23 protein-coding genes are annotated in these 21,433 nt (G+C 62.5%); 3 read left to right on the top strand and 20 right to left on the bottom strand.

From position 1 onward, the window contains the following. Nucleotides 1-25: 25 nt before the first annotated feature. Together B9Z47_RS16940 and B9Z47_RS16930 are read left to right on the top strand one after the other, a co-directional pair. A complete protein-coding gene (locus tag B9Z47_RS16940) occupies nt 26-673 on the top strand; it encodes a LysE/ArgO family amino acid transporter (RefSeq protein ID WP_108332392.1) in 648 nt (215 codons plus the stop codon). A 606-nt stretch (nt 674-1,279) separates the two neighbouring features. Beyond that, on the top strand, nt 1,280-1,573 hold the full coding sequence (locus tag B9Z47_RS16930; protein WP_108332405.1) for an RNA-binding protein: 294 nt from the start codon (nt 1,280-1,282) through the stop codon (nt 1,571-1,573). 240 nt (nt 1,574-1,813) lie between these two features. Here the strand turns inward: B9Z47_RS16930 and B9Z47_RS16925 are convergent, their stop codons facing one another. From B9Z47_RS16925 to B9Z47_RS16840, 18 genes are all read right to left on the bottom strand, one after another. Further along, complete coding sequence (locus tag B9Z47_RS16925) at nt 1,814-3,199, bottom strand: PucC family protein (protein WP_108332390.1); 1,386 nt, start codon at nt 3,197-3,199, stop codon at nt 1,814-1,816. A 49-nt stretch (nt 3,200-3,248) separates the two neighbouring features. Continuing rightward, nucleotides 3,249-3,443, bottom strand: coding sequence for a light-harvesting protein (locus B9Z47_RS16920; RefSeq protein WP_108332389.1), 195 nt, complete (start codon nt 3,441-3,443; stop codon nt 3,249-3,251). 12 nt (nt 3,444-3,455) lie between these two features. After that, nucleotides 3,456-3,608, bottom strand: a complete 153-nt coding sequence (gene pufB / locus B9Z47_RS16915) for a light-harvesting antenna LH1, beta subunit (RefSeq protein WP_089956637.1) — start codon at nt 3,606-3,608, stop codon at nt 3,456-3,458. Nucleotides 3,609-3,712: 104 nt separating this feature from the next. Then, nucleotides 3,713-4,576, bottom strand: a complete 864-nt coding sequence (locus B9Z47_RS16910) for a carotenoid 1,2-hydratase (RefSeq protein ID WP_108332388.1) — start codon at nt 4,574-4,576, stop codon at nt 3,713-3,715. Then, nucleotides 4,573-6,105: a 1-hydroxycarotenoid 3,4-desaturase CrtD gene (crtD, locus tag B9Z47_RS16905; protein WP_108332404.1), complete on the bottom strand. Its 1,533-nt coding sequence runs from the start codon at nt 6,103-6,105 to the stop codon at nt 4,573-4,575. The genes B9Z47_RS16910 and crtD overlap by 4 nt, the downstream gene beginning before the upstream one ends. Then, nucleotides 6,098-6,943 carry a hypothetical protein gene (locus B9Z47_RS16900; protein ID WP_108332387.1) on the bottom strand — a complete coding sequence of 282 codons (846 nt, stop codon included), beginning with the start codon at nt 6,941-6,943 and terminating at the stop codon, nt 6,098-6,100. Before B9Z47_RS16900 ends, crtD begins: the two co-directional genes overlap by 8 nt. A gap of 35 nt (nt 6,944-6,978) precedes the next feature. Beyond that, a complete protein-coding gene (pufC, locus tag B9Z47_RS16895; RefSeq protein WP_233253856.1) occupies nt 6,979-8,040 on the bottom strand; it encodes a photosynthetic reaction center cytochrome PufC in 1,062 nt (353 codons plus the stop codon). Next, entirely contained in the window at nt 8,037-9,014 is a 978-nt protein-coding gene (pufM, locus tag B9Z47_RS16890; RefSeq protein ID WP_108332386.1) for a photosynthetic reaction center subunit M, read from the bottom strand. Before pufM ends, pufC begins: the two co-directional genes overlap by 4 nt. Before the next feature lie 47 nt (nt 9,015-9,061). Continuing rightward, the gene (gene pufL, locus B9Z47_RS16885) at nt 9,062-9,898 is read right to left on the bottom strand and encodes a photosynthetic reaction center subunit L (RefSeq protein WP_108332402.1); all 837 of its coding nucleotides are present in this window, start codon (nt 9,896-9,898) and stop codon (nt 9,062-9,064) included. A gap of 83 nt (nt 9,899-9,981) precedes the next feature. Continuing rightward, on the bottom strand, nt 9,982-10,191 hold the full coding sequence (gene pufA, locus B9Z47_RS16880; RefSeq protein ID WP_108332385.1) for a light-harvesting antenna LH1, alpha subunit: 210 nt from the start codon (nt 10,189-10,191) through the stop codon (nt 9,982-9,984). A 10-nt stretch (nt 10,192-10,201) separates the two neighbouring features. Continuing rightward, nucleotides 10,202-10,426, bottom strand: coding sequence for a hypothetical protein (locus B9Z47_RS16875; RefSeq protein WP_100120009.1), 225 nt, complete (start codon nt 10,424-10,426; stop codon nt 10,202-10,204). 44 nt (nt 10,427-10,470) lie between these two features. Continuing rightward, nucleotides 10,471-10,614 carry a light-harvesting antenna LH1, beta subunit gene (gene pufB, locus B9Z47_RS16870; protein ID WP_019425952.1) on the bottom strand — a complete coding sequence of 48 codons (144 nt, stop codon included), beginning with the start codon at nt 10,612-10,614 and terminating at the stop codon, nt 10,471-10,473. 140 nt (nt 10,615-10,754) lie between these two features. After that, complete coding sequence (gene bchZ, locus B9Z47_RS16865) at nt 10,755-12,281, bottom strand: chlorophyllide a reductase subunit Z (RefSeq protein ID WP_108332384.1); 1,527 nt, start codon at nt 12,279-12,281, stop codon at nt 10,755-10,757. Beyond that, nucleotides 12,278-13,831, bottom strand: a complete 1,554-nt coding sequence (bchY, locus tag B9Z47_RS16860; RefSeq protein WP_108332383.1) for a chlorophyllide a reductase subunit Y — start codon at nt 13,829-13,831, stop codon at nt 12,278-12,280. Before bchY ends, bchZ begins: the two co-directional genes overlap by 4 nt. A gap of 32 nt (nt 13,832-13,863) precedes the next feature. After that, nucleotides 13,864-14,880: a chlorophyllide a reductase iron protein subunit X gene (locus B9Z47_RS16855; protein ID WP_108332382.1), complete on the bottom strand. Its 1,017-nt coding sequence runs from the start codon at nt 14,878-14,880 to the stop codon at nt 13,864-13,866. After that, on the bottom strand, nt 14,877-15,830 hold the full coding sequence (gene bchC / locus B9Z47_RS16850; protein ID WP_108332381.1) for a chlorophyll synthesis pathway protein BchC: 954 nt from the start codon (nt 15,828-15,830) through the stop codon (nt 14,877-14,879). Before bchC ends, B9Z47_RS16855 begins: the two co-directional genes overlap by 4 nt. Before the next feature lie 37 nt (nt 15,831-15,867). Then, complete coding sequence (locus B9Z47_RS16845; RefSeq protein ID WP_108332380.1) at nt 15,868-17,079, bottom strand: methyltransferase; 1,212 nt, start codon at nt 17,077-17,079, stop codon at nt 15,868-15,870. 32 nt (nt 17,080-17,111) lie between these two features. Next, nucleotides 17,112-18,026, bottom strand: a complete 915-nt coding sequence (locus B9Z47_RS16840; protein WP_108332379.1) for a polyprenyl synthetase family protein — start codon at nt 18,024-18,026, stop codon at nt 17,112-17,114. A gap of 208 nt (nt 18,027-18,234) precedes the next feature. Between B9Z47_RS16840 and B9Z47_RS16835 the strand changes: the two genes are divergently transcribed. Next, nucleotides 18,235-18,423 carry a hypothetical protein gene (locus B9Z47_RS16835; RefSeq protein ID WP_108332378.1) on the top strand — a complete coding sequence of 63 codons (189 nt, stop codon included), beginning with the start codon at nt 18,235-18,237 and terminating at the stop codon, nt 18,421-18,423. A gap of 101 nt (nt 18,424-18,524) precedes the next feature. On the opposite strand, the gene B9Z47_RS16830 is transcribed toward B9Z47_RS16835, so the two are convergent. Both B9Z47_RS16830 and B9Z47_RS16825 read right to left on the bottom strand, forming a co-directional pair. Continuing rightward, a complete protein-coding gene (locus B9Z47_RS16830; RefSeq protein WP_108332401.1) occupies nt 18,525-20,279 on the bottom strand; it encodes an ABC transporter transmembrane domain-containing protein in 1,755 nt (584 codons plus the stop codon). Between the two features lie 154 nt (nt 20,280-20,433). After that, entirely contained in the window at nt 20,434-21,420 is a 987-nt protein-coding gene (locus B9Z47_RS16825) for an NADPH:quinone reductase (protein WP_108332377.1), read from the bottom strand. Nucleotides 21,421-21,433: the final 13 nt, after the last annotated feature.

Below are 21,433 nucleotides of genomic sequence, written 5' to 3'. Positions count from 1 at the left end.
TAAAAGGCTGACAAGCTCATGCCCCATGAACTGGAATGACACACTGGATTGGGGATGGCCTGTTTTTGTGCAGGGCATGGTCCTGGGGCTGGGTTTGATCGTGGCCATTGGGGCGCAAAACGCTTTTGTGTTGCGCCAAGGCTTGCGGCGCGAGCATGTGGGCAGCGTGGTGGCTTTTTGTGCGGTGGCCGATGCGGTGCTGATCACGGCAGGCGTGCTGGGCATGGCGCAAGCTTTGGGCGAGCGACCCGCGCTGGCAAAGGCTTTGGCCTTGGGCGGGGCGATTTTTTTAGCGATGTATGGCTGGCGGGCGCTGCAGCGGGCGCGCCAAGCCAGCACGCTGCATGTGACAGAAGCAGGTTTGGGCCTGAGCCGTGGGGCAGCGCTGGCGCAAGCAGCGGCTTTCACCTTGCTCAACCCACATGTGTACCTGGACGCGGTGCTGCTGGTGGGCAGCATCGGGGCGCAGCAGCCTGCGCCCTTGCAGGGCTGGTTTGCGGCCGGGGCCAGTGCAGCCAGTTTGCTGTGGTTCAGTGCTTTGGGCTTTGGGGCGCGTTGGCTGGCACCCTGGTTTGCGCGGCCCCGTGCCTGGCAGGTGCTGGACGCGCTGATCGGCGTGACCATGTGGGTGCTGTCGGCTTTGCTGGTGCGCCTTGTTCTGAGTGGCGGGTAGACCTCGCTACCTGACCGGCCAAACACCTCAGCATCCAACCGAAGGAAATAAAAAACTTGACTTTTATTTGAATTGGAAATATATTGAAGGTGTTGTTCAGGTTCATTTCGATCTGGACAACGCAGCTCACCCACCCAGTGGCTGCCTTTCATCGATTGACCTCGAACACCATGTCCTGTTGAGCTGCAGGCCATTTATTTTTTTCACACAGCTCTGCGCAAGCCCCTGGATGGTTTGCGGTTTGATTGACTTGATTTCTTCGATTTCCTCACGCACGGGCCCTACAGTCGCTTTGCCCCCGACACCTGCATTCTGTTTTGGCCGCGGCCGCACACCCCAGATCAATGCTGCGCGCTTAGAACGCCTTGCGCGCCAAGCTCTGACACCTGCCCCCGTTCGGGCCGAATGTGCCTTCACCCAACAACAAGCCCGCCGTGTCATCGACATGACCCGCGACTGGCTACAAACCAGCCCCTCACCCCAAAAAATGTGCTGATGCCGCAAGGCATGGCACTTTTCCCGGCGGAATCTTCCAAGAAACCGCCATTTCCTGCCCGCAGTTTTTGATTGAAAAAACTGCAGGCCATCTCTCTGAAAGGCTCAACCATGAGCAGCAAAATTTACGTGGGCAACTTGCCCTACACAATTGACGACGCCAGCTTGCGTCAAAACTTCTCTGAGTTTGGCGGCGTGATGTCGGCCAAAGTCATGATGGACCGCGACACAGGTCGCTCCAAGGGTTTCGCCTTTGTGGAAATGTCCAGCGCTGAAGAAGCACAAGCCGCCATCACCGGTCTCAACGGCATGTCCGTGGGCGGCCGCTCGATTGTGGTGAACATCTCCAAGCCGAAAGAGCCCAGCACGGGTTACGGCAGCGGTTACCGCGACAGCCGCAACTGATTTTTTCAGTTGTCCATGAAAAAGCCGCTTCACAGCGGCTTTTTCTTTGGGCGCGGCGGCAGTGGCCACCCTTTACCTGACTTGATCAAGCCAGCGTCACTTGCGCGGACCTTTGGGGCGGTTGAACCAGTTGGCCAGCATGAACAGGCCAAAAACCACGAACATGATGATGAGGATGTGTTTGGTTTCCATGGTTTTTCCTTCGGTGGTGAGTGGGTGGTTGAAAAAAAGCTGTTTAGATTATGCAGAGATGGCCGAAGCGCGTACAGGCCGCATCAAAGGTCCCATGGCCCACAGGGTCAGCCCCAGCAACAAGATTTCGAGGCCGTAAACGACCGAGTAGCCCATGACCGAGCTGCTGCCCAGCGCTACGCCGTCGCGCACCATGCCGCCCAGCGCCATGCCCACGCCTGCCGCACTGGCCTGCACCGCGCCCCAGGCGCCCATGGCCAGGCCGGTTTGCTCGGGTGGGGCCATTTGCATGGTGGCGGTCAGGGTGCCGTGGGCAAACAATCCGCCGCCCAGGCCGATCAGAAAAATACCCAAGGCAAACAAGGGCGCAGAGCCCAAGGGGCCAGAGGCGATCACCGCCGCAAACGCGGGCACGCCCACCCAGGCACCCCAGCTGGCCATGCGGTAAGCGTCAGCGCCGCGGCTGAGCACACGCGATGCCCAGGCAAAACCGATAAGACCACCCAAGGCCAGGTTCGCCGTGAGCAAAGTGGTGGTGGACACGCTCATGCTCAAGATCTCGCCGCCATACGGCTCCAGCAAAACGTCTTCCATGGTGAAGGCCATGGTGCCCAGGCCCACAGCCATCAAGCGCCGCAGGGTGTTCGGGCCTTGGCAAAAGAGTTGCCAGGCTTGTGCGAAAGTGTGTTCGATGGGCATGCCGGGTTTGCGCATGCGGCTGCGCGGCTCTTGCTTCCACAGGGCGATCACGTTCAGAACCAGCGTCATCACCGCCACGGCCTGCACCACGCGGATCAGTTGACCGGGGCTGTACTCGCGCAGCAAGTGGCCCAGCATCAGGGCGCTGCCGATCATGCCGACCAGCTGCATCACATACATGAGGCCCACAACCTGGGGCTGACGCTCGGGTGGTGCCAAGTCGGTGGCCAACGCGAGACCGGCGGTTTGCACGGTGTGCATGCCGATGCCCACCAGCACGAAGGCCCCTGCAGCACCCACCAACCCCACCCAACTGGGGGCCTGGCTGGCTTGGCCGGCACCGGCCAGCACCAACAGCGCAAAAGGCATGATGGAAAAACCACCGAACTGCAGCAAGCTGCCCATCCAGATGTAGGGCACACGCCGCCAGCCCAGTTGCGAGCGGTGGTTGTCCGAGCGAAAACCAATCAGCGCCCGAAACGGTGCCACGAGCAAAGGCAGAGCCACCATCAAGGACACCAGCGTGGCGGGCACTTGCAGCTCGACGATCATCACGCGGTTGAGGGTGCCCACCAGCATGACCATGGCCATGCCGACAGAAATTTGAAACAGCGACAAGCGCAGCAGACGCGACAGCGGCAAATCATCGCTGGCGGCGTCCGCAAAAGGCAAAAAACGCGGGCCCATGCTGGCCAGCATGTGCGCAAGAGAGGATCGTGTTTTTGTTTTGTTCATACAAGAAAGACCAGACGCTTGCGCGTCTGGCCGTTCGGGCTTGCACCCTTTACTTCTTCACCGCAGCATCTGCCGCAGGTGCAACAGCAACGACTTTCGTGCCACCGTTGAGGAAGCTTTTCACCCAGGTGGTGTTCATCGTCAGGGCCAGGTGCACGCTGAAGGACGAAATCGCCACAGCCGCAATGAACACCGGGATACCGACAGAAGGTTTCACCACACACCACATTTTCGAGTAGATCATGATGTGTCTCCTTTACTTGAGCCAGGGTGAATAAATGAAGGCCAGCAGATGGGCAAATGCGGCAATCATGCCGAAGATCTGCGTACCCTGGATGAGATTGCGGTGAATCTCTTCCGATTCGGCCTCGGTCAGTCCCGTTGGCCAGACTTTGTCTGAGTTAGACATAGTTTTCTCCTTGCAGAAGACGTGCACGGCCCGCACGAGGGCTATTCATGGCCACCATGGCCAGGAATGGGGTTGCCTTGAAAAAGGATTCAAGGTTGTTCATCTCAAGCCCGCCTTGGCATGCGCCAAGGCAGCATGGCTTGAACCACCGGTGACACCAAACGCGGCACCGACAGGGTTTCGTGGAAGGCAAGCAAGGGCTCACCGGCGTAATCAAATTGCAACAAGGCACGCTGGTAAAACGGCGTGTCTTCGAGTTGTTCTTGCACACACACGGCTTGCGTGCTGCGCATACGGCGGTCAATGCGCCAAGCTGTTTTGGGCAGGCGCTGCACCGGCGGTGTGGCGATGGGCTCGACCGTGCCTTTGGGCGTGAAGCGCAGCGACAGCACGCGGTCTTCGGTGCCGGGCGCTTGCATGTCGTAAAACACCACGGTGCTGCCATCGCGCATGCGGGCGCGTGACCAGTCCCAGGTGTGAAAGCCTTGGTCCACCGGCTCGTCGCCTTCGTTGGAGTCCAAGTACGCGTGGCCTTGCCACTTCAGGTCGGGGGCGCTCAGGTCCACCTCGATGCGCGAAGCCGGGGCCAGCGGCCCCCAGCGGTGACGCCCTGCCCCATCGAGGGGCGTGGAATAGCCAAACAGCTGCTGCGGCCAGAGCTTGATGCGGCCGCGCACACGGCGCGGCACCGGCACACACACTTCGTCGATGTCGATGGTGAGGCAATCGCCGTCCCAGTTCAGCTGGCTCGGGCCGATGGTGAACTGGCGGGCGCTGCGGGCGCAGTGGCGCTGCCCGCGTTCGGTCATGGCCCAGCGGCCTTGGCCTTTGCTGTAAATGGCCACATTCAGGGCGCAGTGGTTGTCTGGATTGGCTCGGCCACGCCCACGCGCCCAGGCGTAATACGGCGAGAACACACTGCCGACAAAGGCAATGAGGGTGATGCCGTGTTGTCCGCAATCGCTCATGGCGTCGACATACCACCAAAGGTAGCCCCCGTCTGGAACTTCTTGGTCGAAGCGAGGCTCGCCATCAGCGCCTCGGCCGCCCGCTGCCCGGACAGCGCCGCCATCGGCACGCCCGGCCCCGGGTGCACGCTGCCCCCCGCCAGATACAGGCCCTGCAGGGGTGTGGTGGAGCCAGGTCGGCTGAAGATGCTGGTCCAGCCGTGCGTCGCCTGCCCGTAAAGCGCTCCGCCGCTGGCCGGAAAGCGCTGGTGAAAATCCTGCGGCGTTGTGCGCAGGCTGTTGGCCGTTGTGGGGTGCAGGTGCAGACCCAGCTGACGCAGATGCTGAAAGGTGTGCGTTTGGCATTGTTCTAAAGCCTCCTCGGTGATCGCGTTGCCATCACCGCAGGCAGGGGCGTTGACCAAACAAAAAATGCGCTCTGCCTGGCCTGGGGCCAACTGAGCTGGCCGGTCTTGCGCGCAAACATAAACGGTGGGGCTTTCGGGCAAGCGCTGGCGCTCGAAAATGTCTTCGAATTCGCTGGCGTAGGTGCTTTGAAAAAACACGTTGTGCCGGTCCAGCGCCACACCCTCGGTGGGGGTGTGCATGGACCAAGTCAGTGCCGACAAAGAACGCGGCGGCGCAGCCTGCGGCACGGCGCGTCGCATGTCATCGCCCAATAAGCCTTGACGCAAGGCGGCAGCGTCGCCATTAAAAATAACGCGGTCGGCCGGTAAAAATTCGCCCGACTGGAGGTGCACACCGCACACGCGCCCCTGGCGCTGCTCGATGCGCTGGCAAGTGCTGTGGTAGCGGAACACCGCGCCACGACGGCGGGCCACACGGGACAGCGCCTGGGCCATACCGACCATGCCGCCCTCGACCGACCAAACCCCGTCCATCTCGACCTGGGCGATCAGCATGAGGGTGGCGGGCGACTGCCAAGGCGATGAGCCGCAATAGGTCGCGTAGCGGGCAAACAGCTGGCGCAAACGCGGGTCGGTGAATTGGTGGCCCAGTTGTTGCCACAGGCTGCGCATGGGGCCGAGTTGGGCCAATACGCCCAAGCCTTTGAAACCCAGCTCGCCCATGAAACCGCCCTTGCTGGGGCGCTGGGCCCGGATCATCGGGCCTTCGAGCGTGGCGTACAGCCGGCGCGTGGTCTTGCAAAAATCGCGAAAACGCCGGGCTTCATCACCACCGGACCAGGCGGCAATCGCCGCTTCGCTGATCTGAGCATCGGCCGACAGGTCGAGCTGGCTGCCATCGGGCCAGAAGTGGCGGGCCAGCACCTGAAGCGGCGTGATGCGCATCTCGTCTTCCACACTGGTGCCCACGCTGCGAAGCAAGGCGTCGAACACCCAGCGCATGGTGAACACGGTGGGGCCGCTGTCGATGTGTGCGCCGTTCACCTCGCGGCTGTGCACCTTGCCGCCGGGCGCGCCCGAGGCTTCGACCACGGTGACATCCAGGCCCTGGTGCGCGAGCGTGATGGCGCTGCACAAACCGCCCATGCCCGCGCCGACGATGACGACGCGTTGCTCAGACATGGCTGGGCTCCAGACGGGGCGCATCGACAGCGAGCGCACTTTGCAAAGCGGCTGCAGCAACTTGGAGCGAAGGGTTTTCAAACTGAAAGGGCTGACCTTTCCAGACCCCGGCCATGTGCAGCACTTGCATGCGCACGAACAGCGATTCGGAAAAAAACTGGTGTTTGTAGGCGGCGGCACTGGCTACTTGGTGCGCACCCTGATGCGCATAGTTGAGCATCGATGCCGTGTCTTGCCACAAGCTGAAGGTGCATTGCCGTACCAAGGGTGCCTCACCCAGGCCCATGGCCAAAAGGCAGCCGGGGGATTGGTCCAAGTCGGCCTGGGCTGCAGGGGCGTAACGCCAGAACGCCATGGCCTTGGTGGGCACGATGCTGGCGCGTGTGAGCACAGCGAAGGGGCCTGGAGTTTTCGCGCCCAGGGACTCGGCCAGCGATTCACCCAGTGGATTCCCCAGTGACTGGGCGCTGCTGGCCTGCCAGGCTTGCTTGTCCCATTGACCTCGGGCCGATTGCACCGCCATCACGCCCATCCAGCATTCGCGGGCTCGGCTGCGGTAGGCCTGCACCGCTGGACTTTGCAGAAACTGAAGGGCCAGATCAAGGTGGGTGAAAGTACAGATCAGGCCCTGGTGCGTGGCACTGGGTCGCAGGCTGAAGCCCCCGCCGTGGCCACTGCCCATGACCTTGACCATGGTCAGGCCCGGCACCTCTTTGTAAGGCGTGGCCCCGGCCACCAGCCGCAGCCAACCCCAGCCTTGGTGCTGGCGCAAGAAGTCGGCCAACAGCACCACCACCACGCCGGACAGCGGGTCATGAAGGTTGGCGAGGGCTTCCATGACGGGTGTCCGGCAAAGGTGCTAAGGCCTGCGAACTACTTGACCGCGACTTTGGACGCAGCCAAAGCGGGTTTGAGCAACTCGGGAAAGTCCTTGGCCATGGGCGCACCGTTCAAAGGCTTGTAAGCACCCTGGTGGCAAGTGGCGCAGTTGAGCTTGGCCACGTCACCCGTAGGCCCCTTGCGGTGCGCCGGGAAGACTTCGGTCAAAGGCTCCATGTAGGTCAGGTTCAGGTCACGCGCCATGCGGATGCCGTGCCAGGCCGTCACGCGCTGCGGTGGGCTGTTCTCCCAGTTCTGGAAGGACTGCGTGTTGTGGCAGTAAGTGCAGTTCACGCCCAGCGAAGTGGACATGTGCGTCATCAGGCCATAAGTCCACTCGGCTTGCTTGATCGACTGGCGGTTGCCCGTGGGCAGTGCCGTGGGGCCGTTCACGCGGATGTTCTGCTTGTCCAGCAGGAACGGGGTGAACGGGTCGTTGGGCAGTGAGGACAAATTGACCACCGGCGAAGGGGTGTTCTGTCCGGCCTTGTCACCGATGAAGTTAGAACCTTGCGGCTGCGGGTCGGACTTGAACCAGATGGCGCTGGGCACCGGCTCACCCCGGTGGCAGGTGTAGCAGGTCACGCCGGTCTGGGCGACGTGCGGCTGCCAGTCGGCGTTGATGTGCTGCGTCATCTCGACCATGCGCCGCGCCACCACCTTGGTGTATTTGCTGTCGTCTTCAAAATTGGGCAAGGCATGGCAATAACCGCAGCCTTCTTGCGGCGCGACCCAGCTCGTCATCGAAACCATCAGGCGGTTGAACTCGCCCACGCTCAGGTGGCCGAGCACCTTGACGTTTTTGTAGGCCTGCGCAGCCTTGGGGCCGTCAGAGCCCGGTGAAGGGATCGCCACAGGCGGCTGGTTCTTTTCGGTTTTGACCTCGAGCAGACGGGCGTTGTAGACCTGCGCCATGCCGGTGCCGCGATACCCGCTTTGCACCGTCTCAGGGATCGGGCGCTCGCAACCGGCCAACACCAGGCCGACCAGTGCCAGGCCCAGACCTTGGGCCAAACGTGTTGTCCAGCGCGTTTTGTGGAGGGTATGGGTGTTCATGGCTTGGCTCCTGTGCTCAGCGCGGGGTCCATCACCGCTGGAAAGATTTCGGGATACGGTGGTGCCACGCCATGCTTGATGGCCCAGAGGTACCAGTTGTCCACCACAGTGCCCGTGAGCAAGATGCCGATGCCGCCGGTGATGGGGCACAAAACCGCGAACCACCAGGCCCAGCGGTGAATCGATTCCATGGTGGCGTTGAAGCCCATGGTCCAGCGCCAGAACAAGGCCGCACGTTCCGAGGCGGTGCCCCGATCGGTGATCTGCTCGATCTCGCGTTCGCCACCAAATCGGGTGACGGCCAGAATCGTCGCGCCGTGCATGGCAAACAGCAGGGCCGAGCCATAGAGGAACACGATGGACAGCGCGTGGAAGGGGTTGTAGAACAGGTTGCCGTAGCGCAGCGAGAAAGCCGCCGTCCAGTCCAGGTGGGAGAAGATGCCGTAGGGCACAGCCTCACCCCAGGAACCCATCAGGATGGGGCGGAACAAGCCCAGCACCAGGAACAGCCAAATGGCTGCCGCAAAGGCCCAGGCGATGTGGGTGCCCATGCCCAGTTCGACGGCGCGGCGGTAGGTGCGAGCCCACCAGAACATGACCGAAGCAATCAGCAACAAACCGACGATGAGGAACCAGCCGCCTTGGTTGAGTGGCGGCATGCTCAGGCCGTAGCTCGGCGGTGGCGGCTCGAGCGAGAGCCAGAACAGCTGGCGCACAAACTGGATCGGGTCGTAGTTAACCGAGGCCAGCATGTTCATGCCGATCAGGGTGAAGGCGATCATGCCAAACACCAGCGAAGCCAGGCCCAGACCGCCCAGGTAAATCGGGCCGAGCTGGGCATTGCCCAGTTTGCCGATCCAGTAGTTGATCAGGGGCTGCCCCGTGCGCGGGCTGTTGCCGTGTCCGAGTTCCACCCCGTGGTGGACTGGACCCACGGCTTGCACCGTGGTGAACAGGTTTTGATAGTCGGCCATTTGCGGTACTCCTCAATTCTTGGGGTTCGGACTGCGTGCAATCCGAATCAGAGTGGCCACTGGGACCAGATCGGCATGTTCAGCCACCAGCTCCACCACTCGGGCCAGCCACGGCTCCAGAAGGGGCCGCTGAGCACGATGCACAGGGCGCTGAACAACACAGCCGCCAGCGCCAGGAACAGCCCCAGGCGGTGGATGCCCAAGGTGCCGATCGAGTAGCCGATGATGTCGCGGAAGAACGTGTCTTCGTGTTCTGGGGTCTTGACCACAGTGCCCGGTGTGGGATTGGTGGACGACAAAATCAAACCACCGTGCAAAGACAAGGCAAACACGCTGGCGAAGAAGAAACTCACGGCGATCATGTGCGCCGGGTTGTAATGAAAGTGCAGGTACTGGTAGCCCACGTTGGACACCCAGTCCAAGTGGCTGTAAATGCCGTACGGAAAGCCGTGGCCCCAGGCGCCCATGAGCACCGGCCGCACGACCACCAAAGTGACATAAGCCGAGATGGCCACACCGAAGGCCACAGGCACATGAAAGCCCATGCCCAGCTTGCGGCAGATTTCGACCTCGCGCATCATCCACGAGCCAAATGCGCCAATGGCACACACCGTGATGAGCTGCCACAGGCCGCCTTCCATCAGGGGCGCAAAGCGCAGGCCATACGACAGATCAGGCGGTGCGATGCTGATCTGCCAGAGGTTCCAGGTGGGCCCTTGTGAGGCGCCCCACAAGATGAGGGCTGTACCCAGGAACGAAAAGAACAAGGTTGTGACGCCGAAAAAACCGACGTAAAACGGTCCGACCCAAAAGTCGAACAAATCACCACCCAGCAGGGTACCACCGCGAACACGGTACTTTTTCTCAAAATTCAGCATGGCCATGGTTGGGTCCTCCTGCATCAGTGGATCAACAGATGCCGCATTGACACGAAGTCAATGACGGCTTCTGAACGGCAAGTCCTGGATCAGGACTTGGGCGCGGCAAGCGATGCCACCGAAGTCGGCAGCGGCGAGTTTTGCGCCGATGCTGCTACGGGTTTTTTCGCACCGTCGAGCCAGTTGAATTTGTTGGTGCTGAGCAAGATGAGGTGAATCATCGCGGCCAGGCCAAACAAGAAAATGCCCTGCAGTACCATGGCACGCAATGGGTCGTAAAGTCGCCAAATTCTCCACATGGTGAATCTCCTAAATGATGTGGGACATGAAGGTGTACACCGCAGCTTTCACACCCTGACTCATGCTCTTGGCATCTTCTGCACCGGGCAGCAGATCTCGCCAGTGAACGCCGACCAGTTTGGCCAGTACGACGACCACAAACAGACATCCGAATCCGATGAGGAAAATGGACCAGAACGCAGGGGACTCATCCGCACGCGAATGGTCCTCGTTGAGGTGGGTGGTGTTTTGCATGACAGTGACTCCGTCAATCTATGGATGAAAAAACAGGCTCTGAATCAGAACCAGGGACGCCACGCCCAGACCAGGATGTGGGCCAGCACAGCAACTGCTGTAAAGCCCACGGTGCCCTGCATCCAGTAATGGTGGAACTCCTGGGCTTCCTCATCGGTGAGTCCGGAAATTGATGTCTTGGTGGACATGTTTTGCTCCTTTTAAAGAGGCCTTGCGACCCGGGTTGCGCACAGCCCGCGCAGATGGGCATCCGCAGCCAAAGGCCACGACATGGGGTGAAAGGCACTGCCAGGGGCAGCACCCGTGTTTGTTTGAAAGGCTGGTGCGCTCATGCCGTCACCCCCAGACCCAGTTCGCGGCTGGCCGCGTTCACATGGGCTTCGGTCACTTCGTTTTGGCCCTGGGCCTGCGAGAGTTGCTCGGCCTGGTCGCGCAAGCGCTTGGCCGCTGAAATCTGCACCAGCACCGGTTGGCTTTGCACCACATCGCGCAGGCGCTGCTGGGCCTGGTCTTGCCAGCTGGCGTTGGGGGCGACCACGCCACGCGCCTGGGTGGCTTCCACCTTGTCCATCTCGGTGCCCAGCGGCAAGATGTGGAACAGCGCATCGAACAGCGCGTTGCACACCTCCTGGATCACGTAGGTCGCACCGCTGTAACCCATGAAGGGGGTGCCGGTGTGGCGGCGGATGATGGCGCCCGGAAAAGATGCGGGAATGAAAGCGGCACGCATGGGGCTGCCGCCCGAGATCTCGCTCAGGTACATGCGCTCGTTGTAGCTGCCGAACATGATCAAAGGCGTTTGCGTTTTGACCAGTTCGCGCACGGTGGCGTTGTCCGTCTTGTTGCCCGCCGTGCGTGACACGCTGAAGCGACAGGGCAAACCCATTTCGTTTTCGAGGAATTTTTTCAGGCCCCGCGAATAGGTCTCGCCCGCCACCACGGCAAAACTGGCGGTGGCAAAAAAGTCTTGCGTGACCGAGCGCCACAGGTCCCACATGGGCTTGAGTGTCGTGTGCTTTTCACGCTCGATGAACGGCTCCGGGTCCAGGTGCAGCAGCTCACCCAATTTGCGCAAGAAATTGGTGGTGCTGTGCAGACCAATGGGCGCTTGCAAATAAGGGCGCTCCAGCGCCTCGCACAGCATGCGGCCGAACTCGCGGTACATGCAGATGTTCACATCGGCTTCGACCAGGCGCGAGACATCGGCCAAGTGGCTGCCCAACGGAAAGACCATGTTGACTTCAGCGCCGATGCCTTGCACCAGGCGGCGAATTTCGGCCAGGTCACTCGCGCTGTTGAAGGTGCCGTAGCAAGGGCCAATGATGTTGACGCGGGGCTTTTCGCCCGCAGGGCGGTCTTCAAAGGGTTTGCGGGCGGGCACTTTGCGCAGGCCGTACTCGCTCCACAGCCAGTACATGGCGCGGTTGGCGCATTGCCACTGGTCTTCGTCGATCGTGCGCGGCAAAAAGCGGGCGATGTTGGTGCCTTCGGGCGTGACGCCACCGCCGATCATCTCGGCAATCGAGCCGGTCACCACCACCGCGGGCAACTCGGGGTCGAGCGTGGCGTGGGCGCGTTTCATGGCGCCTTCGGTGCCTTCGCGGCCCAGTTGTTCTTCGGCGAGGCCCGTCACCACAATCGGCAATTCGTGCGGTGGCAGTGCGTCGGTGTAGTGCAGCACCGAAGTCACAGGCAGGTTTTCGCAGCCCACCGGGCCGTCGATCACCACTTGCAAGCCCTTGATCGCGGTGAACACATACACCGCGCCCCAGTAGCCGCCTGCGCGGTCGTGGTCGAGGATCAGTGGCGACTTGGGCTTGGCCACGGTGCTGTGTGGAGGATTGATCTGGTTCATGAACCCATCTCCTCGGCTTTGCGCTTTTTCAAGAGCTTTTCAATCTGACGGCGGGTTTCGGCCTTGAACTCGGGCCGGTCTTTGGGCACCGATTCCCACACGCCTGCGGCGTGGCCTGCACCCACATCGCCAAAGAAAGACTTCATGGCGTCAAAGCGCGCCTGGTTGCCCATGGCCGCCTGCACCACCTGCACCAGCGAACCCGCACCGGCCACCCCCATCAAGGGACGTGCCGAAATCAAGTTGGTGAAATACAGCGAGGGCACGCTGTTTTGCTTGGCGATCTGCACCACCGGGGTGGTGCCAATGGCCAGCTGTGGCCGGTATTCGTACATGGCGTTGAGGTCTTGCTCCAACGAGGCGCGCATTTGCACCTGCACGCCTTTGGCTTGCAGCCAGGCGATGTCTTGGGCGTTCCATTCGGTGGCAGGACAGGCCGAGCCCACGTAGCGCAGATCGGCACCGCACTCGACCAGCAAGCGACCCACCAGCAATTCGGACCCTTCGTAGCCGCTCAGGGTGATGCGCCCCTTGATGGGTTTTTGCATCAAGAGCCCACGCATTTGAGTAAGCGACTGGTTGCGTGCCACATCGATTTGTGCCTGCGCAATGCCTGCAGACTGACCGATGTTTTGCAACCAGTCTTGAGTGCCTTCCAGACCCACAGGGGCAGAGCCCACAACAGGGCGACCTGCGGCTTTGAATTCGCGCACGCTCGCGGTGTAAAACGGGTGGATGGCGGCGGCCACCGAGCAGTCGAGCGCGGCATACAGCTCGCGCCATTCGCGGGTGGGCACCACTGGGCCTGCAGCCAGGCCCATGGGGGCGAGCATCTGGCCGATGATGACCGGGTCGGCCGGGAACATCTCGCCGAGCAGCGCCACCGTGGGCTTGTCGCCACGACCGGCGCGGGGCGCGGCCACTGGGCCACTCATGATTTCTTCGCGGGCGTATTTCAGCATCGCACCGGCCAGCACGTCTTTGGCTTCGGCATGCGTGGGCACCCCAAAACCGGGCACGTCGATGCCGATGATGCGAACGCCGTTGATCTCTTTGGGCAGCAGCTGCAGCGGCACACCACTGGCGGTGGGCACACACAGGTTGATGATGATGACGGTGTCGACTTTGTCGGGATCAGCTTCGGCATGCACCGCTTCGCGGATGTCTTCAAACAACTTGCCCGTGACCAGCGACTCGGAGTTGAAGGGCACATAGCCCACGCTGCGGCGCGCACCGTAAAAATGCGATGTAAAAGTGAGGCCGTACACACAACAGGCCGAGCCCGAGAGGATGGTGGCGGTGCGCTTCATGCGCAGGCCCACACGCAGCGAGCCAAAGGCCGGGCACATGCTTTGCGGCTGGTCGTGCGGACCGGCATCGGGCTGGCGTGGGTAGTCGCGGGCGTATTGGTCGAGCACCTCGGACTTGCCCGCCTCTTTGGCTGCGGCCACCATGGCTTCGGTGCCCGCGTGGCAGCCCATGCCGTCGCCCTGCAGGCCTGCGGGGTTGGGGGCGTCGGTGCTGGGGTGAATCGGGATGGTGCGTGTCATGGCCTGTTCCTGTGGGTGTGGTCTGCAGCGGTTCAGGCCGCGTCGTAGACGACTTCCAGCGAGGGCTTGATGTCTTCGTGCTTGCCGACCATGTCGAACACGGTCGCGGGCTCGAGCACCACATTGCGGCCGACCACGTCGGCGCTGAACAAGCCCAGCAACTGGTCCTGGGTCTGGGGTTTCGGGCGCATCGGAGGGGCTTCGGCCACGTTCTTGGCCAGCTCAGCAAACAGCGGACCCCACTCGCCGTCGGGGCGGCCAATGATTTCGTAGCTGGCGCTCTTGCGGCGGATGTCTTCGTTGGCCGGAATGGCGGCCAGCACCGGGATGCCGGCGTTGTCGGCAAAGGCTTGGGCTTCGCCCGTGCCGTCGTCTTTGTTGATGACCATACCGGCCACGCCCACGTTGCCGCCGAGCTTGCGGAAATACTCCACCGCACTGCACACGTTGTTGGCGACATACAGCGACTGCAGGTCGTTGCTGGCGACCACGATCACTTTTTGGCACATGTCGCGGGCAATGGGCAGGCCAAAGCCACCGCAGACCACGTCGCCCAAAAAGTCGAGCAGCACGTAGTCAAAACCCCAGTCGTGGAAACCGAGTTTTTCGAGCGTTTCAAAACCGTGGATGATGCCGCGACCGCCGCAGCCGCGACCGACTTCGGGACCACCCAATTCCATGGCAAACACGCCATCGCGCTTGAAGCAGACATCGCCAATGCTCACGGCCTGACCGGAGAGTTTGAGGCGCGATGAGGTCTCGATGATGGTGGGGCAGGCTTTGCCGCCGAACAGCAAGCTGGTGGTGTCGCTCTTGGGGTCGCAGCCGATCAGGAGCACTTTTTTGCCCTGCTGCGCCATCATGTAAGACAGGTTGGCCAGCGTGAAGCTTTTGCCAATGCCACCTTTGCCGTAGATGGCAATGATTTGCGTCTCTTTGGTCACTTCGCTGGTGCTGACGGCGTCGGGCTCCACGTCGGCCTCGCGGCGCAGCACTTCGACAAATTTAATGGGCTGGGTGGTGGCAGCGGTGTCAGTGGGGGTGTTCATGCGGAGGCACTCCAATCAAGGATCATCTTGAGACAGCTCGCATCTCCGAAGGCGGTCTCGTAGGCAGAACCAGCATGCGTCGATGGCTGGGTGTGGGTGATCAAACCGTCGAGCGACAAGCGGCCGGTGTTCACCAGCTCGTTGACGGCCAACAGATCGGGGCGCTTCCACTCGGCGGCAATGCGCATGCGCGCTTCGCGCATGAAGGCCGGGGCGTAGGCAAAGGAAAGGTCTTGTTTGTAGAAACCGGCCAGCACCAGCTCGCCACCGGGGCGCAGGCGCTGGATCAGGCCATTGAGCAGGCTGCCGTCGCCGCTCACGTCGTAAATGGTGCGGTAGTCGCGGCGCGGGTCGTCTTGCGGTTGCACCACGGTGTAGCCTTCGGCACCGGCAGAGCGTTCGGCCTGGGTTTCCCACACGGTGGGCGCGGGCAGGCCAGCCGCCACTGTGAGGCGCGCCAACAAGCGACCCATGACGCCGTGACCCACGATGAGCTCAGGGGCTTCAAACGGGTCTTGCTGACCACCGCCCGAGACCGCGTGGTAGGCCGTGGCGGCCAGCGCCAGCAGCACCGATTGCGCGCCCAGGTGTTCGGCTACGGGCACGACTTTTTGCGCAGTGACCACCAGTCGCGAAGCCGCGCCACCAAACAAGCTTTTGACCCCGGTGAAGCAATTGGCACCCGGCACAAACACACGTTGCCCGGCTTGCAAGCCGGTGTCCGAGGCGGCGCGAACCACACGGCCCACCGTCTCGTAACCGGGCACCAGCGGGTAGCCCATACCCGGGAAGGGCGGCATGCTGCCGTCCCAGAGCATGCGTTCGGTGCCGGTGCTGATGCCGCTGTATTCGACCGCCACGTCCAACTGACCAGCCTGCAATTCGGGCAAGTCCAGCGCCTGCAAGCTCAGTTGCTTGGGGCTGTTGAAGACGACGGCTTGGGATTTCATGGTTGTATTCTTTGCTTTACATCACAATATGTCAAAGTTAATTGACACTATTCTCAGGAACCGAGGGTAAACACTGTGATTTACGGCCCAAAAGAATGCGCGCATGGATGGGCATGGCGTTGGGCACCTGCTCCACATGGGTGAAACCGGCCTCCTGCATCATGTTTTGCAACTCTTGCGGCGTGCGCAGCCGCCCAGCCCCCATGGCCAGCAGGTAAAAGTGGAAGTACGCATCCGCCGATGCATCGGGCTGGCCGGCTTCTTCGTCCGGCTGGGCCATGGGCTCGGCCAACAGCAAAACACCGCCCACCGGCAAAGCGGCATGGGCTTTTTGCAAAATCTGCCGCACCACCGCATCGGGGTGGTCATGCGCCACGCGCACCAAGGTGATCAGATCAGCCCCTTCAGGCAGCGGGTCGTCCAAAAAACTACCGGGGTGCAGGCTCACGCGCTCGGTCAAACCCTTGGCCTGCAGGCCTTCTCGGGCCAGCGCCAGCACGGGAGGCAGATCGAACATCTTGAACTGCAGGTGCGGTGCGTGCGCGGCCAACTCGCTCACAAAGCGGCCCTTGCCCGCCCCGACATCGAGCACGCAGCGGTGCTCGTCAAAAAAGTAGGACGACAAGATCTCCTGCACCACAAAGCCTTGCGAAGCGGCCATGAGCTGCGAGTAGCGGGTGAACTTGTCCACCTGCTCTGCCGGCATATGGACAGCGGGTTTTTCGTGGGCATAGGGCCAGTACTCGGCCATGCCGCCGCTCCAGGCGTTGTGCAAAAACTGCAGCGGGTCCTGCATGTCCTGGTAGAGCAGGTGGTTGTGCTCGATCATCTGCGAGATGCCCTCGTGCTGCGCCAGCGGCACGCCCAACGGCCCGAGGCCAAAACGGCCCTGGCTGCGGTGCTCCAGCAGGCCCAGCGCCACGGCCGACAGCAGCAAACGCTGCAACACCGCTGGGGCCAGCCCTGTGCGGCGTGCCAGATCGGTCAGGTTGGCGGGTGCTTGGTGCAGGGCGCGAAACAGGTCCAGTCGCACGCAGCCCAGCAGCACCTGGCTGTGCACAAAACCGGCCATCAAATCAAACAACTTGCGGGTGCGGCGGCGCGTGAGCCAGCGTGTGAGCGGGTTGCGCAGCGACCAGCGGTACAAGCCGGGGTGCGCGTACCAGCGCTCCAGGCGGGTCTGCCAGGCGTCCTTGAAAGAAGTGGAGGTGTGGGCCTGCATGGCGGCCAGATCCAGTGGTTGGGACATGCGGCTTCCTTGGTGTCTTGCGGGCGGTGCGCTCAATGCGGCGCACGGATGCGGGCCGGGGCTACCGCAGGGTGGGTCTTGAAGTAGCCTTCGCACAAGGCCTTGGGCACCAGGCGCTCGGCTTCTAACTGGACCAGCTGGCGCAACATGTCACGGCACGAACAGGCCGGGATGGACGAGGCGGCCTGCTCGATCAGGCGGTCAAAGTGGGCAATGGCCCCGTCCAGACCCAGCGCCTGGGCTGAGCTCGGGCGGGCGTGCAAGGCATCCTGACCCACCGGTTTGCCCAGGCTCGCCGCATCGGCGATCACGTCGCGGATGTCGTCGGCCACTTGGTAGGCCTCGCCCAGATAGTCGCCCAGAGGTGCCCAGGGTTCGGGCTCGTAGCCACAGCTGAGCGCACCGGCACAAGTGGCCGAGACGAACAAGGCCCCGGTTTTGGCGCGCTGGTATTGGCCCAGGTCGGCGCTGGTCTCGCACTCCCAGGCTTGCCCGGCCACGATGCCGTGCGGCAGACCCACGCCTTGGGTCATGTTGTCCATCAATTGGATGAGGCGCTCGGGCCGCTGCGCACCGGCTTGCAACAGCACGCGGTAAGCCATGACGATCAGTCCGTCACCGGCCAGCAACGCCAACGGTTCGCTGAAAGCCTTGTGCACCGTGGGCAGGCCGCGCCGGGTGTCGGCGTTGTCAAATGCGGGCATGTCGTCGTGCACCAAAGAGGCGCAATGCATCAATTCGAGGGCCACGGCGGCGGCATTGGTCAGTTGGGGGGCATCGTCGCCACAGGCGGTGGCCACGGCCATGCACAGCTGCGGGCGGATGCGGGCACCGCCCGAAAACACCGCGTGCCGCATGGCGGCGACCAGCCGGGGCGGCGCGCCCACACCGGCGGCCAGATCGAAATGGGTGCTCAAGGCTTGCTCGGCGCGTGTCAACAGACTCATGGGACCTCCGGAAGGAAGACCTGTCAACCCCGGCTGACAGACATGAGTGTCAATATATATTGATTTCCGAAGCTGTCAACCCTGATTGACACCATAGATCTCCCACTTCGCCTCCAAAGGCGCAGGGGTCATGGCGCATTGACCCTCACAGCCCGGCGATCAGCCCACACGGGCTAGGATGCAAGGCACAAACTCAAGGAGACAGGCCATGGGCATCTGGCTGGAGCTGGGAATATTCGGGCTGGTGTTCGTGTTTTCCTTTTGGCAAATGCACGATGTGCGCAAGGCACAGGAACAAACACGTCAGCAACGGGCGCGCGAAAAAGCGGCGCAAGCGGCGCATGAAATGGCATCAAAACAAGAGACCCCGCCAGGCCCTGACGCTGCCAAACCGTGACCACCGGGGCCATCGGCGATGACCATCGACCCCCCCCCGGTCGACGAACACCCTCACCGCACAGAATCGCGGCGAAGCGCCTGAGACCTTGGGTGGCTCAGTCAGCTGGCGGCGTTGAACTGCAGCGCTGCCAGACTGGCATAGAGCCCGCCTTTGGCTTGCAGTTCGGCGTGGCTGCCCTGCTCCATCAGGCGACCGCGCTCCAGCACCCAGATCACATCGGCGCGTTGCACCGTGGCCAGGCGGTGGGCAATGACCAGCGTGGTGCGGCCCACCATGGCTTTGTCCAGCGCGGCCTGCACCATCTTTTCGCTCTGTGCATCGAGCGCGCTCGTGGCTTCGTCCAGCAGCAAGAGCGGCGGGTTCTTCAAGATCGCCCTCGCAATCGCAATGCGTTGGCGCTGCCCACCTGACAAGCGCACGCCCCGATCGCCCAGATAGGTGTCAAAGCCCTCGGGCAAGTCGCGAATGAACTCTTGCGCATAGGCTGCTTCGGCTGCGGCATGCACTTCTTGCAGGCTGGCTTCGGGGCGACCGTAGCGGATGTTCTCGATCACCGTGCCAGAAAAAATCACCGGCTCTTGCGGCACGATGGCCATGCGGTTGCGCAGGTCATGCAGGGTCATCTGATCGATCGGCACCCCATCGAGCACGATGCGGCCCGACTGCGGGTCGTGAAAGCGCATCAGCAAATCGAACAGCGTGGTTTTGCCTGCGCCGCTCGGCCCCACCACGGCCACCGTCTGGCCCGAATGGATGTGCCCGCTCAGATGGTCCAGCGCCCAGGTGTCGGGGCGCGAGGGGTAATGAAAGCGCACAGCTTCGAGTTGCAAGGACGAGCCGCCTTGCGGCCAAGGCGCTTGTTGCGGCTGGGCCGCGATCTTCAAATTCGATTCGGTGTGCAGCAACTCCATCAGTCGCTCGGTCGCGCCCGCTGCGCGCAGCAAATCGCCATACACCTCGCCCAGCACGGCAAAGGCGCTGGCCAGCAAGATCACATAAAACACCGTCTCGCCCAGCTGGCCCGCCGTGCTGGTGCCTGCACGCACCGCCAGCGTGCCCATGTACAGACCCCAGAGCAACACTGCGCTGGACGCCATGATGATGAAGCCCACCAGCACGGCCCGTGCGCGGATGCGGCCCAGCGCCGTGCCCAAAGCGCGGGCGGTCGAGTCGATGAAGCGGCGGGTTTCACGGCCCTCGGCCGTGTAGCTTTGCACCACGCTGATGGCATTCAGCACCTCGGAGGCAATGGCGCTCGAATCGGCCACACGGTCCTGATTGGCGCGTGACAAACGGCGCACACGGCGGCCCAAGTAGACACTGGGGAAAATCACCGCAGCCAGCACCACCACCACCTGCAACATGAGCACCGGATTGGTCCACACCAGCATCACCAACGCACCCGCACCCATGACCAGGTTGCGCAAGCCCATCGAAAACGACGAGCCCACCACGGTTTGCACCAGGGTGGTGTCATTGGTCAGGCGCGAGAGCACTTCGCCCGATTGCGTGGTTTCAAAGAATGCCGGGCTTTGTTTCAGCACATGGCCGTACACCGCATTGCGCAGGTCGCCGGTGATGCGCTCGCCCAACCAACTCACGGTGTAGTAACGGCCAGAAGAAAACACCGCCAATGCCGCCGCCACGCCAAACAGTTGGAGGAAGTTGCCCGACAGCTGTTCAGCCGAGGCCCCGGGCGACAAGCCCTGGTCGATCAACTGGCGCAAGACCCAGGGAAAGGCCAACGTGGTGCCCGCCGCCAGCAACAAAAACAAGGCCGCAAAGCCCAGGGCCACGCGGTAGGGTTTCAGAAAAGGGACCAGGCCCGTGAGTGATTTGGGAGATGCAGCCATGAACGATCGGAAACCCTGCAAAAAGTAGGACACAACAAGCCCATCAAGCATAACGGCAAACGGGCACGGGTCTGGGGTTGTGCCCCGATCCGCAATCCAGGGACCCCAAGACCCCTGATGTGCGCCCTCTCCTTCACGCCACGTCAGGATCAGCTTACAAATCGATCACCACATTGCCCACCGTCTGCCCCGCCTCCACGGTGCGGTGCGCCTGGGCCACCTGGTCCAGCGCCAAGCGTGCGCCCACGCTGTGCTGCAACTGGTTTTTTGCCAGCATGCCCGACAAGCGGCCCACTGCCGTCTGACGGTCGACCGGCGTCAGGTCATAGACCAGAAAAAACTTCACACCCATCGACTGGTACAGCCACGGCCGGAACGGCAAGGGCACTTCCAGCGCGTTCGAGCCGTAGCAGACCACCTGGCCATGCGGCACCAAAGCGCCCTCGCAAGCCCAGCGGGCAGTGGTGGAGAAATCCATGTCGATGATGACGTCGGCGCCACGGCCATTCGTCAGGGACTTGACGCGCTCGGGCACCGACTCGGTCTTGTAAAAAATCGCCTCTTGCATGCCCGCCGCGCGAGCGTGCGCGGCCTTGAGCTCGGAGCCCACGGTGCCGATGACCCGGCCACCGGCCATCGTCACCATTTGCGTGATGTAGTGGCCCACCGCCGACGAGGCCCCGGTGACCAGCACGGTCTGCCCGCGCAAATCACCACTCAGCCGCTCGGCCAGGATCACCGCCTGCACCGCCGTCAGGCCGGGAATGCCCATGCAGGCACCGGCTGCGAAGTCGGTGCCCTCGGGCAAGGCCACGGCCTGCACTGCGGGCAAGGCGATGTATTCGGCGCAAGTGCCCCAAGGGCGCTGCCACTGGCCGTTCCAGACCCACACCCGCTCGCCCAGCCGCGTGGCCGGCACGCCCGCGCCCACGGCTTCGATCACGCCCGCGCCATCGCTGTGCGGCACGATCAGCGGGTCAGTCACCGGCCTGGCACGGCGCGACTTGACGTCAGACGGGTTCACGCCCGATGTGGTCAAGCGCACCAGCACCTCACCGGCCTGTGGGCTGGGCGTGGGCAATTCGCCCACCACCATCACGTCTTGGGCTTCGCCGTTCTGGGTGTACCAGGCTGCTTTCATGAGGGGGCTCCTT

Source organism: Limnohabitans sp. 2KL-1, assembly GCF_003063435.1.
Lineage (GTDB): Bacteria > Pseudomonadota > Gammaproteobacteria > Burkholderiales > Burkholderiaceae_C > Limnohabitans_A.
Note: the sequence above shows the minus strand (reverse complement) of the source record. Positions and strands in the feature narration are given on the sequence as shown.